This window comes from Streptohalobacillus salinus (assembly GCF_003201605.1).
Lineage (GTDB): Bacteria > Bacillota > Bacilli > Bacillales > Amphibacillaceae > Streptohalobacillus > Streptohalobacillus salinus.
In genome coordinates, this window is the sequence record NZ_QJJR01000017.1 from 37,906 (window position 1) to 54,976 (window position 17,071).

Genomic DNA, 17,071 nt, shown 5'->3' on the forward strand with positions numbered 1-17,071 from the left:
GGTCTCATTTTTCACAACTCAGCAATCAAAGAGATAGACTAACTGGTGAAATGAGGGAATCAAATGATTGTGTTTAAACAGGTCTCAAAAGTTTACCCAAATGGAATAGAAGCATTAAAAGCTATTAATCTTCATATTGAAGATGGTGAATTTGTCGCTGTTATTGGCTTATCTGGAGCAGGTAAGTCAACACTCATTCGGTGTATTAACCGGATGCATGATATCACGCGGGGTGAGTTATACGTTGATGAGATAAATGTCGGTGCGTTAAAAGGCAAAGCCATTCGCCGATTTAGACGAAAAGTCGGGATGATCTTTCAATCATTTAATTTGGTGAATCGGACGACGGTGTTAAAAAATGTTCTGGTGGCCTTTGCCCCCGACAACCCATTTTGGCGAACCTTGACAGGGGTATATACACAGACGCAAAAAAGGCAAGCGCTTGAAGCGCTTGATCAAGTCGGAATTTTAGATAAAGCATATGCCCGTGTTGATCAACTCTCAGGTGGACAACAACAACGGGTCGCTCTGGCCCGGACCTTAGCACAAGAACCAGACATTATCTTGGCGGATGAACCGATCGCCTCACTTGATCCAGTGACATCGAAGCGGGTCATGAAAGATTTCACGCGAATTAATCAAACGATGGGGATTACCATCTTAATGAATATTCACCATGTCGAAGTCGCACTTGAATATGCAGACCGCATCATTGGTATTCGGGCTGGGGAAGTGGTCTTTGACGGGAAAGCAGCGACGGTAGATGAAGACGTCTTAAAAATGATCTATGAAGGCAATGTAGAAGAGTTAGTCTCTGCCCGGGAAGCGAGCCAGACGTATGTGGGCTAAACGATTAGCGCCAAAGAAAATTGTCTTATCAAACGGAAAAAGCGTGACGGAAAAACGATCGAAATTACCAATTATACTAACGGTGCTCATCCTAGCGATGTATTACGCTGCGGTAGTCACCGGGTTTGATATTGAACAATTGATCAAACGCATCGGGGAATTTTTCACCATTATCAGGCAGATGTTACAACCGAATTGGGGCTATATTTCAGGCATTTGGCCGGAGTTAATGTCGACCCTTAAGATGTCTTTATTCGGATCAGTTCTTGGTGCAGCATTGGCATTACCGCTGGCTGTGTTCGCCTCGCAAAATATTATTAAACAAAAGTGGTTAGTGGCAACCGTAAAAACATGTTTAAGTTTGGTGCGGACGATGCCAACCTTAGTTACAGCATTAATCGCAACCTACATCTTTCAATTACCTCAAACGGCAGGAACGGTTGCAATCTTTTTATTTACAACGTCATACGTCGGAAAGTTAATGTATGAGGCGATAGAAAATGTTGAGATGGGTAGTTTTGAAGCGATGGAAGCGATTGGGATGTCTAAACTATCGGCGTTTCGCACGGCTATCTTCCCACAAATTTTGCCTAACTACTTATCGACATCGTTGTATAGTTTTGAAGGCAATGTTCGCTACGCGGCCATCTTAGGTTATGTTGGCGCAGGTGGGATTGGTCGCTTAATCAATGAAACGATTGGTTGGCGAGATTATCATAGTTTAGGCATGATCATTATTATGCTGGTCATCACTGTGTATTTAATTGAATCAACAAGTGAGTATTTCCGAAAGAAACTTGTCTAAGGAGCTGGATGTATGTCGACCTTAACTGCAGTAGAAAAACAATTTAATTTAGCGCCAAAACGGCGTGGCTATGTCTGGATGATTGTGTTGACGCTCTCTGGCTTGATGCTTTGGTCTGTGTCTGAATTAAGTTTAGCACTGGACCAACGTGGCATGGTTATTGCTTCAAATATCTTTACCGGCTTACTTAATCCAGACCTAAGCTTTTTATTTAGTTTAACCAATCAAGGCGTGCTCTATTTGTTACTGGAGACACTTTCAATTGCTTTTCTTGGTACCATTATTGGCGCAATTTTAGCAGTGCCGCTAGCTTTTTTATCGGCGTCGAACATCGTGCCGAAACCGGTAAGTGGATTGACGCGGGTCATGCTTATCTTTGTGCGCACGATTCCGTCGCTGGTTTATGGGTTAATGTTGATTCGTGTTACTGGTCCTGGTCCCTTTGCCGGTGTATTAACGATTGGGGTAACGTCCATTGGGATGCTGGCGAAGCTTTATGTTGATGCAATTGAAGATTTGGATACCAAGGTTCTGGAATCGATGACGTCAATGGGGTGCAGTATGTTTGAGAAGATTCGATTTGGCATTTTACCGCAACTGTTAGCCCTGTTTCTCTCCGTGATGATCTACCGCTTTGATATGAACATGCGTGAGGCGTCAATATTAGGGTTGGTAGGAGCAGGTGGCATCGGTGCCCCTTTAATCTTTGCGATGCAAGGCTACCGCTGGTCACAAGTTGGTTCAATCTTGATTGGTTTGGTCTTTTTAATTCTTTTGATTGAAGCGATTTCGAATAAACTAAGAGCAAAACTGGTCAATGGTTAAACAGGGTTGCTCATCTTAATCAAATGACGAGAATGATTGACGAATCATTTTATAAGTGAAAAATTCAATAAAACAAACGAGGGTCCTCATCATCAAGGCATGGAGGTGGCCTATCTTAAACGTTTAATTTATCATTCATATTAATCCATCTTCATCTTATAAACCAACAAACGAAGCCATTTTCATTTTCGCTCCGTTTGTTTGAAATAAAAAACCCACCAAGTAGTTTGATTACTTCTATCAGGCGACTTCGTTGGGTTTTAGTTTTATCTATTTATTTATTTGCTGGCAGTATTTGATAACCAACATAACGCTAACATGGAAATGGTGTCAGATGGGGAGAGGTTTGAAGTGGGGACATAGACGCTGGTTTAACAGGGAAAGGTAAGTTATCATGTATTGAGATGCAATATTAATATACGATAAACAGTATTATATAGGCATCTTCTATACATAATCAAGCAAGGGGAAAAATGCATTGAAATCAAGATCATTATTAGTGTGTATTAGTAGTATTTGGACGTTTATATACGGTCATATGTTGCAGCCAACACCAGAAAATGTCGGTGGTGCACAAGCTTTATTGATTGTGTTTATTATATGGCCAGGGTTTTTGTTTTTTCAATTGATTTGTTATGCACTATTTAAAAAATATCAGAATCACAAAATTTACGTGGGATTAACGATCATTAAGGTAACGTTTTTCCTTATTCAACCCATCATTGCCGAAAATCAACTGAACGCTATGTTTTTCTATCTAACGATCTTAGGCATCTTCCTAATTGATTTTCAGATAATGACGCTAGAGAACATGATAAACTTCAAAGAATTAACCATAACGGAACAAGAAAAGAAAAGAAGTTCAGAGTACTTTAAGGTATCTTGGTTTCTTATGGGTTCAATTGTGTTATTGTTCGCTTTATATTTCCAACTTAGTGAAGGTAACTATATGATGATTATATCATTTAGTTTTGTGTACATATTCCTTGTCTTAAGAAAACAAGAACCAAAAGGAAAGTTTATCTTTGTGCAATTGTTGGGTCTGTTAGCAGTTTATTTATTAGCGATACTGAATGCTCCTGAGTTTTTAAAAGGTGTGCTTTTAATCGGCGTATTATTTCTTATTTATCAAATTAAAAAGCAACTGCTCAATAAAGAGAAGTTGTCTAATGTTACAGATTAGACATTTTCGATAGACGTTTTATCCTGAGTATTTTATCATTGTATAGTCTTCCTATGTTTGTGAAATCGGTCTGTCATGGTCGTATTGCTTTCGTAGGTTTAATGATGATTTTTTTAGCTTTAATTTTAATATGAAAAGAGAACGTGAGGTAGAAGACTAAGAAGCCATGTATCAACGTGCGTGATATTGAGGCAATCAGGTCAATGCATAAGTACAGGATCTCTTTATTGAAATTGATTTAGAGCGCCTTGCCTGAAGTCATAGGCAAGGCGCTTTTGGTTATCTTTGGTTATTTAATTGAAAGGTTGAAGAAAAATGAACCGGGTGCTCAATGGTATCACCAACAGGGCAATGTGCTTCTAAAAATTTCACGAATGCAGCGACTTGTTCTTCACGCGCATCTGTTTCAATTTCATACGTAGCACGAATATCATAAAAGCCAGGTCGAACATCTGCTTTATCGAAAAAGCCATCAAGGTCAATATCACCAGCAAGGTTCACTTTAAAATGTTTTAAGTTAATATCAAATTTCTCAGCATACGTGCGGGCGACGATGGATTGACAAGCGCCTAGTGCAGACAATAGCAGTTCGACCGGATTAATGGCTGTGTCGGTTCCTCCAAGTGCCTCTGGTTCATCAACAAATACTTGATGCTGACGGGCGCGTGTGTCGACAAGGAATTTTTCCTTTAATTCTGCGGTTGCTTGAAATGTTTGTGTGCGCATTTGATCTGCTCCTCTTCAATACAAGTATTTTCATGTTGACAACAACTCACGCTCACGATACAAAAAAGCCTCTTCTCCATTGCGGTGAGAAGAGGCTTAAGATAAACGTAGCCATAGCTTCTCATCTTTAGTACGTGTTGTACGTCTGAAATTGGCACCTTGCTTAAGAAGCGGTTGCCGAGAGTTCACAGGGTCAGTCCCTCCCTCTCTCTGGATGAGTTGTTAATCGTATGAATTTTCTGTTAATATACAGGATATAAATGGGTTTGTCAACCTTTCAGTAAAAAAAGATGGGGATGTGTTGCTGAACTGGCAGTAGCCCGCGATTTGGTTATGAAACTTTTGATTAAGCGAACCACCGTCTCTTTAAACGCATAGAGACAGAAGAATAATAAGCGATTGCTATGAAGTGTGAATCGCTTGTGAAAGCCGAAATATAAACGTATGCTTGCTATAGAAGAGTGACCAAATCAGAAAAGGAAATGATTGATTAAAAGGAGCTAAATAAATGACGACTAAGGTGAAAATAGTTATTGTAGGTGCAGGAATGGCAGGAATTAGTGCTGGATGCGTGTTACGCGAAAATAAACAGACTGATTTTTTAATCATCGAAAAGAGCCGTAGTGTAGGTGGGCGAATGGCGACCCGGCGAATAGATGAGGGGAAAGTTGATCACGGGGCGCAATTTTTTACGGCACGCACAGCTAGGTTTCAGACCGCGATTGAGCAGTGGTTAGCGCGTGGCCTAGTGAAACCATGGTTCGGCGAACACCATGCGCGCTATATGAGCCCAAATGGCATGAATGCATTGGCCAAAGCGTTAGCAAACGAGTTACCTGTCCGGTTAAATACTGAAATTAGCGAGATTAAAGAACAAGACAACGGCTTTTTGTTAACGACAACGTTAGGTGAAAAAATTTATGCCGCAGCTGTGCTTGTCACCGCACCAGCACCACAAGCAAAAGCGCTGCTGATTAGAGGGCAGTTGCCGTTAGCACAACCCGTCATCGACCAACTGGATGCGATTCGCTTTCATCCTTGTCATGTCGGGCTCTTTCAACTAAGGGAAGCACCACCGTTACCGGAAAGCGGCCATCTTGATAACGATTTACCAGAGGGGGTCATGCGCATCGTTGATCACTATCAGAAGGGGATATCAGCGGCACATACGGTCAGTGTCTATATGACGGGTGCTTGGAGTTTGCGCCACGACGATAACACAGACCGTGATATTTTAGCGGAAGTCTCTACGATAGTCGCGCCCTATATCGATCCTCGCCACGTCTTATCGGTTCAACTGAAAAAGTGGCGGTATGCAGAAGCAATCGAATTTCTGCGTCAGCCATATATGACGGTAACGGCAGCACAACCACTTCTGATTGCTGGTGATGCCTTTCTAGCAGCGAGCGATAAGGCGACACACACCCGCCTTGAAAGTGCGTTTATTTCCGGGGTGATGGCCGGAGAGGCGTTGTTAAACGTTTGAGATATGCAAGCAAATAAATAATAGCCCTACACCTCGACGTGATGCATTAAACCGTGAAGGTGTGGGGCTAGTTTAGCTTAACGTTTTTACCATGCGTACATGGGGCAAGCCGTCTTCGTCAAACACATCGGAATCGGTTCGATAACCGAGCGATTGATAAAAACCTTCCGCATGGGTTTGTGCATGCAGTTTTACCCTTGTAAGACCGCGGGTGATGGCTAATGCTTCTAACGCAATGAGTATGTCTCGTCCTAATCCTTGGCCGCGTGCTTGTTTCAGTAAACAAATGCGTTCGAATTTACCCTGGCCATCGACTTCCCGTAAGCGGGCTGTTCCGACTGCTTGACCTTTGTCTAGGACTAGCAGGTGTTGAACGGCAGGCGTTAACTGATCATAGTGATCAAATTCGTCTTTAAGTGCGACGCCTTGTTCTTCGACAAAGACGTGTTTGCGGATGGAAAAAGCCTGTGCTAAATCATCTGCGGTGTTAATGTGTTTGACTGTCATCTACTGACCTCCTAAGCCTTTTAAATTAACGCTGATGTTGTTTATTTAATAATGAATGATCGCTTATTTTAACATATAGACACGGTTTTCGTCAGCTCTAATCACTGGTGAGCAGTAAATAAATAAAGTACGGGGCACCGATCAGTGATACGACAATCCCGGCAGGAATCATTGTGTTGGTTAAACTGCGTCCAAGCGTATCGGCAACGAGTAATAACCAGCCGCCAGTAAGAATCGCTAAAGGTAAAAAGAGCTGGTGTCTAGGTCCAATTAAACGTTTGGCAATGTGCGGTGCCATCAAACCGATAAAAGCAATGCCACCAGTAATCGAGACGCTAACAGCAGCTAAAGCGACGGCAGCGAATAAGAGTTGGATCCGTTCTTTTTGAATGGAAACACCAACGCCAATCGCAACCGATTCACTCATGCTGAGTAAATTGAGTCGATTTGCTTTCAGTAGTGTGAACGGAATAAACACAATCAGCCAAGGAAGTAACGCAAACACAAACGGCCAATCACTTCCCCAAATGTTACCCGCTAACCACTTGGCAATAAAATCAACTTTCTCTGCCTCTTGTGAAGAAATAATGACAACCATTAAACCTGACAAAGCCGTTGAAAATCCGACACCGACGAGAATTAAGTGCATCGGTTTTATGCCCTCAGTGCGTTTATAACTAAACAGATAAATCAAAACCGCGGTGATTAAAGCCCCAATAAAGCCAACCAACGGGATCATGTAGACAAACGTCCCTGCTTCAATATTAAAGAAAATAAAGAAGATACTAACGGCCACACCAGCGCCTGCGTTAATTCCAATGATACCTGGGTCTGCTAAATCATTACGGGTTACGCTTTGTAAAATTGCCCCGGATAAGCTAAGGGCCATGCCAGCGAGTAAGGTAATAATGATACGCGGCATGCGAATCGAAAACAAGATGAATGACTCTTGAAACGTACCCGCACCAGTAAGTGTTGGGATTAAGCGGTGAAGTGGTAAACTGGCGTGCCCAGAAGTCATCGCAATCATTAAAGTAATGAAAATAACAACTGCCATGAGTCCTAAATAGAAGTGCTGTTTTTTAAGCAAGCTTGCATGAATCATAGAAAAGCACCTCGCTTTATCTTAACAACCCAAAGGAAAAAAGGGAGGCCGAAAATGGATACAATGGCCACCACGGGTGTTTCATAGGGTGCGTAAATAAGCCGTGCAACCGTATCAGCAAACACCATGAAAATCGCACCAAAACTAGCCGAGACTGGAATAATGAAGCGGTAGTCCATTCCGACAAAACGTCTGACAATATGGGGAATCATTAAACCGATAAAGGTCATGTTGCCAATTAAAGCAACCGCTGAACCGGTTAAAATAATAATGAATAAAAATAAAAAAATACGTGTTTGTTTAATGTTTTGTCCTAAACCAACAGCAACTTCTTCACTTAAACTTAGAATGGTTAAGCGAGAAGATAAAAGGATTGCGCCAATGATACCGATGAGTGTAAAAGGGATGACAATTTCAAGTTGTGACCAAGTGGTGCCACTGAGCCCACCTGCGGTCCACATGGCCATGTCTTTGGTTTGTTTAAAATAAAGCCCAATGCCTTCAGCGATTGCATATAGGAAAGTTGAAATAGCGGCACCAGCAAGCACCATCCGCACAGGCGATAACTGGGTGCGTTTAACCGCCCCTAAACCGAACACTAGCGCCCCGCCAACCGCTGCCCCGACAAAGCTCGTGATCATCACCATGTAGTAATTAAGAAAAGGGAAAATTGCCGAGGTAATCGCGAGTGCTGCATAAGCACCGGCAGAAAGCCCAAGCAGCCCAGGATCAGCTAAGGGGTTGCGGGTCATGCCCTGCATCATCGCACCGGCAACACCGAGTGCTGCGCCGACGAAGACTGCAGCCACTTCACGTGGCAAGCGGATCTCCCGAATAATAAGTATTTGATCACTTGTCTCGGTAGTGAAAAGTGATGATAAAACGTCTTTGACAGCAATGTCAGCCGCACCAAAAATCATGGCGAATGTAAACATCACAAATAGAAGCAATAGACTTATCATGAAGGTGAGACTGAAGCGTTTAGTTTGATTGATCGGTTGTAACATGGTGAATCACCTCGCTTTTTAACAGGATAAACAGAAGAGAAGAGGATGATGTGCTAAAAACCCACATCGTCCTCTTAGGCTAACAAAGGTATTATTCGCCTAGAAAGGCGTCTTCAAAGAATGCAAGTTGTTTTTCTAAGGTGATCGGATCGGTAAAGCTCGCGCCTTCACCTTGCATTTCAATCACATGGCCATTTTGGACAGCAGGCATGTTTTGGAATGTTTCTGTTTCTTCAAAGGCCGTGTCTGCACCTTCGTATTTACTAAGGATAAGATAGTCACCAACATATTCCGGGATGACTTCCATTGATAAAGCAAGGTAACCATCAGCAACGACATCCTCTTCGACCGCTTCAGGCATAGCCAGCTCCATTGTTTGGTAAAGAATTTCGGTTCCACGTGCCCAGTTGTTTCCGTAGACATAAACGGTTTTATCAAAAGCTTCTAATACAGAGACCGTGGTGTCTTCACCAATTTCAGCTTTAATTTCTTCACCAATTGACTCAGCACGCGTGCGGAAATCTTCAACCCAAGCCGTCGCTGCTTCTTCTTTATTTAATAGTTTGCCAATTTCAATATGTTGCTCAAGATAATTCATCGCGCCCCATGTGTAGGTCACCGTTGGCGCAATCTCTTGCAAGGTATCTAAATTGCTAACCGTTGAAAGCGCGATAATTAAATCAGGCTCAAGTTCAATGATTTTTTCAAGGTTATCTTCTGAGACTTCTTCAACATCAGCTAATTCATCCGCAAACGTCGGATTGTTTTTTGACCACGTATCAACCCCAACGATGTTGACATCAAGTTTGATGACATCACCCGTATAACCAGATAGAACGACAACGCGTTCAGGGTTAGTCGGCACCTCAACCGGACCTGTTTCTGCTTGATAAGTAAAGGTGGTTGCTTCATCTGTCCCTTCTGTCTCCGGTTCAGTTGTTTCATCATTGGTATTACAAGCGACAAGTGCAACGAGTGCAATGATCGCGACAAAAAATAGTTTTTTCATGTCAATGTTCCTCCTTCAAGTAATTGGTAAGTTAAACACATCGGTTTATTGGTGCGTGGATCTTTGCCGATAACGGCATCAATCTGAAAAACTTTTTTTAGTACATCTGAAATCATAATATCAACAGGCGCACCTGCACGAACGATGGCCCCTTCTTTTAAAGCAATGATAAAGTCAGCAAAACGGGCGGCATGATTTAAATCATGGAGAACCATCACAATCGTCCGTCCTTCTTCCTTATTCAAACGCTCTAGCAATTCTAAGACTTCTAATTGGTGTGCCATATCTAGATAAGTCGTCGGCTCGTCAAGAAAAATAATGTCAGTTTCTTGTGCTAAAGCCATCGCAATCCAGACCCGTTGACGCTGACCACCGGATAAAGCATCGACGGCTTTATACTTAAAACTGGATGTCCCGGTAACTTCCAAAGCCCAGTTGATCACGTCGTGATCTTTCTTACTTAAATGGCCAAGCATGGTTTGGTAAGGGAAGCGGCCATACGAAACGAGCTCTCCAACAGTTAAACCATGCGCTCCTTCTGGTGCTTGGGGGAGAATCGCCATTTTTTTCGCAAGGGCCTTCGTATGTTCTGTGGTGATTTCTTTACCATCGAGAAAGATGCCACCGGTTTGGTAAGGGAGAATGCGAGTCATCGCTTTTAATAATGTTGATTTGCCACAACCATTGGATCCAATAATGGTTGTGATTTTTTTATCAGGGATGGTGATATTTAAATCTTTAATGACGAGCGTATCGTCATAGCCGATGGTTACATCCGCTGTCGACAGGCGATCCATCTATAAAACCTCCGTAATGAGAATGATTATCGATATCAGTAACATATGTATAATATAGCGGTGTTGAAGTTTTCTGTCAATGATAAATTTTGGTAAGGAATAATGGCTAGAACGAATCATGCCTTGTTTTCATTCTACGTGTTAAAGAAAGGGTTGTACATTGACAAGGGTTCATTTATCATTGATAATGATTATCAATTGAATGGTATCCTAAATGTTTAATAGATGTGAGGAGTGGAGAAGATGCAAACAGACCTTTTTGATGTGACGATTATTGGTGGTGGACCTGCTGGCTTGTACAGTGCTTTTTATAGTGGTTTACGCCACATGAAAACAAAACTGATTGATGCCCATCCGAGTTTAGGGGGAAAGATGCACGTTTACACTGAAAAAACCATCTGGGACGTCGGCGGTGTGCCACCGATTAAAGGTGAAGCGTTAATTAAGCAACTTACAGACCAGGCGTTAACGTTTGATCCAACAGTTGTTTTAAATGAAAAAGTAACAGTGATCACCCGTGGAAAAGATGAAACATTTACTCTGACAACAGCGAGTGGTCAACGTCACTGGACGAAGGCAATTATTATTGCCGTTGGCGGAGGGATCTTACATCCAAAACGTTTAGAAGCAGAAGCGACCCTCACTAAACCAGCAACGAATCTTTACCACACGATGCCAACGTTAACGCAGTTTAAGGATAAGCGGGTCCTAATTTCAGGAGGCGGAAATTCAGCGATTGACTGGGCGCGTTTACTGGAACCAATCGCACATGAAGTAACGCTCACTTACCGGAAAGAAACCCCGACGGCTCATGAACGATCAGTCAAAGAGCTGCTCAGTTCATCTGTCGCGGTATTTCCACAGCACGCGATCACTGCGTTAAAAACGGACGATGAAACAGGTGTGGTTGAAAATGTTTCCTTGACACACGTTGAAACCGATGATGCCACAACCATTTCCGTTGATGCCGTAATAGTTAATCACGGTTACGAGAAGGACACGTCCTTACTTGACGAGAGCGATTTGGCACTTGAGCGAATCAATGATTTTTATTTGGCCGGTACAGCAGAAGGCAAAACAAGTCTCTCAGGTATTTATGCAGCAGGTGACATCATCAGCTATCCAGGCAAAGTGAATTTGATTGCGGGTTGTTTTCAAGATGCAGTTAACGCAGTAAATCAAGCGAAAATGTATACTGAGCCAGAAGCAGATCGATTTGGGATGGTGTCGAGTCACCATCAAGAGCTAAAAGAAAAAACGCAAAAGGCATCTGAGTTAAACGACGATAAGGAAGAATAGCAACCCGTGGCCGGTTAGCGATAATCGATGCAATTTGCTTCATTTGAAACGATAGGAAATAACAAAAACAGTAGCGTGTTGCTATTTAAAGCATTCATAGAGGGTATATTCACAGAAGGCTCCATTCGAGTTCTTACTGAATGTTGTAACATGCAGTAAGAACTTGATTGGGGTCTTAGTGTGTCGTTATCGGAAAAATCCAGCTAACAGCGAGTAATTGTATTGAATAGCGCGCGGGTCTTCTTGAAATCATCAATCAATAGGTGCTAACATTCACATGCTTTCAAGCGACGTTTAAAACATTTCACAGAATATAAAAAGTAGGAAAGACAAAGCATTGCTGTGAAGTATTTTTGGTTTTAGTACAATATGAGAAAGAATATTAAATGATAAGTGGGTGAAGCTAATGAATGCTTTTCGTGAACACCGGACCCTGTTAGTTTCGCTGTGAATCCATACCGCAGCAACGCTGCTATCCAATACCATTTAATCCATAGTTATCGCTTACGGGTAACAATCATGGCGGTAAGCGAATCTTCTCAAAAGAAAAGGGGGTGCATCTTGCTTATTTTGAAGAGCATCAGCCTGTATCGATGGCACGTATGCGCGAAACAAAACAAATGAACGTGTTTGATCATGACTTAGCAGAAGCATAACAATAACGGTAACGCCCATACCCTCCTACGAAATTATCGCAGGGGGGTATGAATGTTTACGGCCATGAACTCTAGTGATGGCAAAGTTGATGAAAGGATCATTTTTTAAAAAAGACGTAAATAAACGTGTGGGATTTTAGATCATAAGGGTTGACATCTTCTGTTTACAGTTGTAGACTACTGTTATAGGTTTACAATCGTAAACGATTAAAGGGGGGTGATGACGTGGCTGGAAACTTCCAAATTACAGACGCAGAGTGGGAAGTGATGCGGGTCGTTTGGACATTAAATCAAGCAACCAGTAAAGACATTGCCGATATTTTGTGGACAAAGAAAAATTGGAAGCAAGCAACAACGAAAACGTTAATTGGTCGACTTGTTCATAAAGGTTTGCTGAATACGGAGAAGGATGGCAATCGTTATCAATACCGTGCAGCAGTTAATAAATCAGAAGGCATCAAACTGTTTGAGACAAAGTTACTAGGGCGGGTCTGCAACAAAGATATTGGGAAAGTGATTGCTAGCATTATGGCTGAAGCAACGCTGAGCCATGATGATATAACCTTATTAGAAGAAGCGCTTCAAGAAAAGAAAAATGAAGCCGTAGATGAAGTTCGGTGTGGTTGTGTCAAAGGCCAATGTCTATGCAAAACGGTCAATTAGGAAACAACAGAAACCTTTTAAAGGTAATAGTATTAAAGGTAATAATACTAAAACGATAAATTATAGAGAAGGAGTAGATAAATATGAAAAAAACAACGATGAAGGTAACAGGCATGAATTGTGGTCACTGTGTAAGCAAAATTGAGTCTGCATTAAATGAACAAACAGGTGTAACAGACGTTGACGTTAACTTAGATGCTGGTACCGTTACAGTCGCCTATGATGAAGCTAAACTTACTCAAGACGAGATAACTGGTGCGATAAATGAAGCGGGTTATCAAACAGAAGGCATTAAGTAACGAAAGGGTGAAGAAAATGGAGACGAAAACAGTAAAGATTGAAGGGATGACCTGTGCTTCTTGCGCCCAAACGGTCGAAAAAGCGACGAAAAAGATTGAGGGGGTTGACACAGCAAGTGTTAATTTAGCCACTGAAAAATTAACCGTTGCTTATGATGCTGCGGATGTGTCAATGGAAGACATTCAATCAGCGATTGATAAAGCAGGCTATAAGGTAGCTGCTGACACAGAACGTAAGACTTTCTCAATCACAGGTATGACCTGTGCCTCCTGTGCACAAACGATTGAAAAAGCAACAAAAAAAATGGCAGGTGTAACAGAAGTTGATGTGAATTTAGCCACTGAAAAAATGAGTGTTCAGTATGATGCCGCAACCGTAACTGCAGCAGCGATTAAAGATGCAGTTGCTGAAGCAGGTTACTTAGCGGAAGAAGAGGTTAACAGATCGTCAGCATCGGTTGATGAAGATCGAATCAAAAAGGAACAAGAAATAAAAGGGCTTTGGAAACGGTTTTTAATCTCTGCAATCTTCTCGCTCCCGCTCCTTTACATTGCGATGGGACATATGGTCGGTGCGCCGATACCGAGATTCATTCATCCTGTCGCTAACCCTGAAGCTTTTGCTCTGGCTCAAGCACTCTTAACCTTTCCAGTTATTTTAGTGAATAGAACGATTTATGCAACAGGGTTTAAAACGTTATTTAGAGGTCATCCAAATATGGATGCATTGATCGCAATCGGAACAAGTGCTGCCGCGCTCTACGGTGTTTTTGCCACCGTGATGATTTATACGGGGGATACAAGTTATGTCGATGATTTGTATTATGAGACGGCTGCCGTTATTTTAGCACTCATTACCTTAGGTAAGTATTTAGAAACCTTGACTAAAGGAAAAACGTCAGAGGCCATTAAAAAATTGATGGGTTTAGCACCGAAGACAGCGCACGTTGTGAGGGATGGACAAGAGTTAGAAATAGCCATTGATGACGTGGTCGTCGACGATATCATTATTGTTAAACCAGGAGAAAAGCTACCCGTTGATGGTGTGGTCGTCGAAGGAATGACAGCCATTGATGAATCGATGTTAACAGGTGAAAGTATCCCTGTAGAAAAAACATCTGGAGATAAAGTTATCGGTGCAAGCATTAATAAAAATGGTACAATTCAATACCGAGCAACGAAAGTTGGTAAGGATACAGCACTTGCTCAAATTATTAAATTAGTCGAAGAAGCCCAAGGCTCGAAAGCACCTATTGCTAAAATGGCGGATATTATTTCCGGTTACTTTGTGCCGATTGTTATCGGACTTGCGCTCATTTCTGGATTGGCTTGGTACCTTAGTGGACAGTCGCTGATTTTCTCGTTAACCATTTTAATTTCGGTGCTTGTTATCGCTTGTCCATGTGCATTAGGGCTGGCAACGCCGACCGCCATTATGATTGGAACCGGGAAAGGCGCGGAGAACGGTGTCTTAATAAAAAGTGGGGTTGCCCTTGAAACCACCCATAAACTAGAGACAATTGTCTTTGATAAGACAGGAACAATCACTGAAGGGAAACCGATTGTGACGGATGTGGTAACCGTAAAAGGTATCTTGGATAATACGTTGCTCGCACTAGCAGCTTCTGCCGAAAAGGGGTCAGAACATCCTTTAGGTGAGGCAATTGTCAAAGGTGCAGAAGAACGCCAGTTAAGCTTAATGAAAACAACTACCTTCCATGCGATTCCGGGTCATGGTATCGAAGTAACCATTGATGACCAAAACGTGCTATTGGGAAACAAAAAATTAATGGATGACCGGATGATTTCACTAGCAGAATTAAGTGACACGTCGGACCAGTTAGCGTCTGATGGAAAAACACCCATGTATATTGCGATTGATGGAGAAATCGCTGGCATCATTGCTGTAGCAGATACTGTGAAAGAAAACAGTCTGAAAGCGATTGAACAACTACACCAAATGGGAATCGAAGTTGCCATGATTACAGGTGATAATAAACGGACAGCAGAAGCGATCGCCAAACAAGTAGGAATCGATCGCGTACTTAGTGAAGTCCTACCAGAGGATAAAGCGAGTGAAGTGAAAAAACTTCAAGCAGAAGGTAAAAAGGTCGCCATGGTTGGTGACGGCATTAATGATGCACCAGCGCTCGCGCAAGCAGATGTTGGGATTGCGATTGGATCTGGTACCGATGTCGCGATGGAGTCAGCAGACATTGTATTAATGCGTAGTGATTTGATGGATGTACCAACAGCGGTTCAACTAAGTAAATCAACACTCAAAAACATTAAACAGAATTTATTCTGGGCATTTGCATACAATACAGCTGGGATTCCAGTAGCGATGGGGTTATTATTCTTATTTGGTGGCCCACTCTTAAGCCCGATTTTCGCGGCTGCCGCTATGAGTTTTAGTTCTGTATCCGTACTTTTAAATGCATTACGATTGAAGCGTTTTAAACCGGTGCAAGCAAATCGTTAAGAGCAGTGATGATTAGAACGGGTATAGAAGCGGGGTGATTTTTGCCGCCGATCCGTTTAACAATAATCAAAAAGAGGTGGAAACATGAACAAACACGAACATCATCAACATAAACAGACAGATGAAGCGAACCATAACGGAGAGCATAGTCATCATGATGAGACACATCAAGATCATCATGGTCAGCACGAGGGGCATGATCACGGTCATGATCATAGCCATATGATTGATGACTTTAAGAAGCGCTTCTATATTTCAACAATTGTGACCATTCCAATCTTAATTTTATCACCGATGCTACAATCGTTCGTCAATGTGGATTGGCGCTTTACGGGTGATATGTATCTTTTATTTATCCTGTCTACCTTTGTTTTCTTCTACGGTGGTATGCCGTTTCTAAAAGGGGCAAAAGATGAGTTAAAAGACAAAAATCCAGGCATGATGACTTTAATCGCTTTAGCGATTGTGGTTGCCTACGGTTATAGTTCCTTAACCGTCTTTGGCCTACCAGGTAATAATTTCTTCTGGGAATTAGCAACGTTAGTTGATATTATGCTTTTAGGTCACTGGATTGAGATGCGTTCCGTGATGAGTGCTTCCAATGCACTGGAAGAATTGGTCAAGTTAATGCCCTCTGAGGCACACCTGATCGATGAAGAGGGTAACGTTAAAGAGGTACCTATTCAAGAATTAACCAAAGGAAATCGAGTTCTTGTGAAACCGGGTGAAAAAATACCGGTCGATGGGGTGATTGAAAAAGGTCAGTCTGCGGTCGACGAATCGATGTTGACGGGTGAATCGGTGCCCGTTGAAAAAAACATCGATGATGAAGTCATCGGTGGGGCGATTAATGGCGAAGGTTCCTTAACGGTTTCGGTGGTCAAAACAGGTGAAGAAAGTTACTTATCTCAAGTTGTGACGATGGTGAAGGAAGCGCAGGAATCGAAATCAAAAACACAAGACTTATCTAACCGCGCGGCAAGATGGTTGTTTTACCTTGCCTTAGCTGCAGGTTTAATTACCTTAGTGGTTTGGTTGTCGCTCGGTTACACCTTTAATTATGCGCTTGAGCGCATGGTGACGGTTATGATTATTGCTTGTCCACATGCCTTAGGTCTTGCGACACCACTCGTTGTTGCGCGCTCGACAGCACTAGCGGCTAAACGGGGCTTGTTAATTCGAAACCGCGCGAGCTTTGAAGAGGCAAGAAAGCTACAGTCGGTGGTCTTTGATAAAACGGGCACCTTAACAGAAGGCGCCTTCGGCATTACCGATGTTCACATTGTCGATGGCTTCGAAGAAGCGGATGTTTTAGCGTTGGCTGCCTCGTTAGAACAAGAGTCAGAACATCCAATTGCCCGTGGAATTGTGGA

At 42.4% G+C, this 17,071-nt stretch carries 16 protein-coding genes and 1 riboswitch; of the genes, 10 read left to right on the top strand and 6 right to left on the bottom strand.

Going from position 1 to position 17,071, the window contains the following annotated elements; genetic code table 11:
* Positions 1 to 63: 63 nt before the first annotated feature.
* The 4 genes from phnC (at position 64) to DES38_RS11015 (ending at position 3,662) form a co-directional block, all read left to right on the top strand.
* Positions 64 to 849, top strand: coding sequence for a phosphonate ABC transporter ATP-binding protein (gene phnC / locus DES38_RS11000; RefSeq protein WP_110252158.1), 786 nt, complete (start codon positions 64 to 66; stop codon positions 847 to 849).
* Complete coding sequence (gene phnE / locus DES38_RS11005) at positions 839 to 1,654, top strand: phosphonate ABC transporter, permease protein PhnE (RefSeq protein ID WP_110252159.1); 816 nt, start codon at positions 839 to 841, stop codon at positions 1,652 to 1,654. Before phnC ends, phnE (DES38_RS11005) begins: the two co-directional genes overlap by 11 nt.
* Positions 1,655 to 1,666: 12 nt before the next feature.
* A complete protein-coding gene (gene phnE, locus DES38_RS11010; protein WP_110252160.1) occupies positions 1,667 to 2,479 on the top strand; it encodes a phosphonate ABC transporter, permease protein PhnE in 813 nt (270 codons plus the stop codon).
* Positions 2,480 to 2,957: 478 nt separating this feature from the next.
* Positions 2,958 to 3,662, top strand: a complete 705-nt coding sequence (locus DES38_RS11015) for a hypothetical protein (protein ID WP_110252161.1) — start codon at positions 2,958 to 2,960, stop codon at positions 3,660 to 3,662.
* A gap of 279 nt (positions 3,663 to 3,941) precedes the next feature.
* Here DES38_RS11015 and DES38_RS11020 read toward each other — a convergent pair whose 3' ends face one another.
* Positions 3,942 to 4,388, bottom strand: coding sequence for an OsmC family protein (locus DES38_RS11020; RefSeq protein WP_110252162.1), 447 nt, complete (start codon positions 4,386 to 4,388; stop codon positions 3,942 to 3,944).
* 118 nt (positions 4,389 to 4,506) lie between these two features.
* Positions 4,507 to 4,609: riboswitch (SAM riboswitch) on the bottom strand.
* A gap of 287 nt (positions 4,610 to 4,896) precedes the next feature.
* On the opposite strand from DES38_RS11020, the gene DES38_RS11025 reads away from it, so the two are divergent.
* Positions 4,897 to 5,874: an NAD(P)/FAD-dependent oxidoreductase gene (locus DES38_RS11025; RefSeq protein ID WP_110252163.1), complete on the top strand. Its 978-nt coding sequence runs from the start codon at positions 4,897 to 4,899 to the stop codon at positions 5,872 to 5,874.
* 72 nt (positions 5,875 to 5,946) lie between these two features.
* Here the strand turns inward: DES38_RS11025 and DES38_RS11030 are convergent, their stop codons facing one another.
* The 5 genes from DES38_RS11030 to DES38_RS11050 all read right to left on the bottom strand — a co-directional run bounded on the left by DES38_RS11030 (position 5,947) and on the right by DES38_RS11050 (position 10,299).
* Positions 5,947 to 6,381 (bottom strand): GNAT family N-acetyltransferase, encoded by a 435-nt coding sequence (locus tag DES38_RS11030; RefSeq protein WP_110252164.1) that lies wholly within the window; start codon positions 6,379 to 6,381, stop codon positions 5,947 to 5,949.
* Between the two features lie 97 nt (positions 6,382 to 6,478).
* Positions 6,479 to 7,486 carry a FecCD family ABC transporter permease gene (locus tag DES38_RS11035; protein WP_110252165.1) on the bottom strand — a complete coding sequence of 336 codons (1,008 nt, stop codon included), beginning with the start codon at positions 7,484 to 7,486 and terminating at the stop codon, positions 6,479 to 6,481.
* A complete protein-coding gene (locus tag DES38_RS11040) occupies positions 7,483 to 8,493 on the bottom strand; it encodes a FecCD family ABC transporter permease (protein ID WP_110252166.1) in 1,011 nt (336 codons plus the stop codon). Before DES38_RS11040 ends, DES38_RS11035 begins: the two co-directional genes overlap by 4 nt.
* Before the next feature lie 91 nt (positions 8,494 to 8,584).
* Complete coding sequence (locus DES38_RS11045) at positions 8,585 to 9,502, bottom strand: iron-hydroxamate ABC transporter substrate-binding protein (protein WP_110252167.1); 918 nt, start codon at positions 9,500 to 9,502, stop codon at positions 8,585 to 8,587.
* Positions 9,499 to 10,299, bottom strand: a complete 801-nt coding sequence (locus DES38_RS11050; protein WP_110252168.1) for an ABC transporter ATP-binding protein — start codon at positions 10,297 to 10,299, stop codon at positions 9,499 to 9,501. The genes DES38_RS11045 and DES38_RS11050 overlap by 4 nt, the downstream gene beginning before the upstream one ends.
* 243 nt (positions 10,300 to 10,542) lie before the next feature.
* Here DES38_RS11050 and DES38_RS11055 point away from each other — a divergent pair, with 243 nt between their 5' ends.
* The 5 genes from DES38_RS11055 to DES38_RS11075 all read left to right on the top strand — a co-directional run.
* Positions 10,543 to 11,598, top strand: coding sequence for an NAD(P)/FAD-dependent oxidoreductase (locus DES38_RS11055; RefSeq protein ID WP_110252169.1), 1,056 nt, complete (start codon positions 10,543 to 10,545; stop codon positions 11,596 to 11,598).
* 881 nt (positions 11,599 to 12,479) lie between these two features.
* Positions 12,480 to 12,917 carry a CopY/TcrY family copper transport repressor gene (locus tag DES38_RS11060; RefSeq protein WP_281267690.1) on the top strand — a complete coding sequence of 146 codons (438 nt, stop codon included), beginning with the start codon at positions 12,480 to 12,482 and terminating at the stop codon, positions 12,915 to 12,917.
* Positions 12,918 to 13,000: 83 nt separating this feature from the next.
* Complete coding sequence (locus DES38_RS11065) at positions 13,001 to 13,216, top strand: heavy-metal-associated domain-containing protein (RefSeq protein ID WP_110252170.1); 216 nt, start codon at positions 13,001 to 13,003, stop codon at positions 13,214 to 13,216.
* Positions 13,217 to 13,232: 16 nt separating this feature from the next.
* On the top strand, positions 13,233 to 15,698 hold the full coding sequence (locus DES38_RS11070) for a heavy metal translocating P-type ATPase (protein ID WP_110252171.1): 2,466 nt from the start codon (positions 13,233 to 13,235) through the stop codon (positions 15,696 to 15,698).
* Positions 15,699 to 15,782: 84 nt separating this feature from the next.
* On the top strand, positions 15,783 to 17,071 hold a 1,289-nt coding region (locus tag DES38_RS11075), incomplete at its 3' end, for a heavy metal translocating P-type ATPase (RefSeq protein WP_146206380.1).

What these genes read in the sequence shown, in the direction of transcription:
- DES38_RS11030 (WP_110252164.1), bottom strand. Translation starts at nt 6,381, where the DNA reads ATGACAGTCAAACACATTAACACCGCAGATGATTTAGCACAGGCTTTT.
- DES38_RS11050 (WP_110252168.1), bottom strand. Translation starts at nt 10,299, where the DNA reads ATGGATCGCCTGTCGACAGCGGATGTAACCATCGGCTATGACGATACG.
- DES38_RS11070 (WP_110252171.1), top strand. Translation starts at nt 13,233, where the DNA reads ATGGAGACGAAAACAGTAAAGATTGAAGGGATGACCTGTGCTTCTTGC.
- DES38_RS11065 (WP_110252170.1), top strand. Translation starts at nt 13,001, where the DNA reads ATGAAAAAAACAACGATGAAGGTAACAGGCATGAATTGTGGTCACTGT.
- phnE (WP_110252160.1), top strand. Translation starts at nt 1,667, where the DNA reads ATGTCGACCTTAACTGCAGTAGAAAAACAATTTAATTTAGCGCCAAAA.
- DES38_RS11020 (WP_110252162.1), bottom strand. Translation starts at nt 4,388, where the DNA reads ATGCGCACACAAACATTTCAAGCAACCGCAGAATTAAAGGAAAAATTC.
- DES38_RS11045 (WP_110252167.1), bottom strand. Translation starts at nt 9,502, where the DNA reads ATGAAAAAACTATTTTTTGTCGCGATCATTGCACTCGTTGCACTTGTC.
- phnE (WP_110252159.1), top strand. Translation starts at nt 839, where the DNA reads ATGTGGGCTAAACGATTAGCGCCAAAGAAAATTGTCTTATCAAACGGA.
- DES38_RS11035 (WP_110252165.1), bottom strand. Translation starts at nt 7,486, where the DNA reads ATGATTCATGCAAGCTTGCTTAAAAAACAGCACTTCTATTTAGGACTC.
- phnC (WP_110252158.1), top strand. Translation starts at nt 64, where the DNA reads ATGATTGTGTTTAAACAGGTCTCAAAAGTTTACCCAAATGGAATAGAA.
- DES38_RS11040 (WP_110252166.1), bottom strand. Translation starts at nt 8,493, where the DNA reads ATGTTACAACCGATCAATCAAACTAAACGCTTCAGTCTCACCTTCATG.
- DES38_RS11055 (WP_110252169.1), top strand. Translation starts at nt 10,543, where the DNA reads ATGCAAACAGACCTTTTTGATGTGACGATTATTGGTGGTGGACCTGCT.
- DES38_RS11025 (WP_110252163.1), top strand. Translation starts at nt 4,897, where the DNA reads ATGACGACTAAGGTGAAAATAGTTATTGTAGGTGCAGGAATGGCAGGA.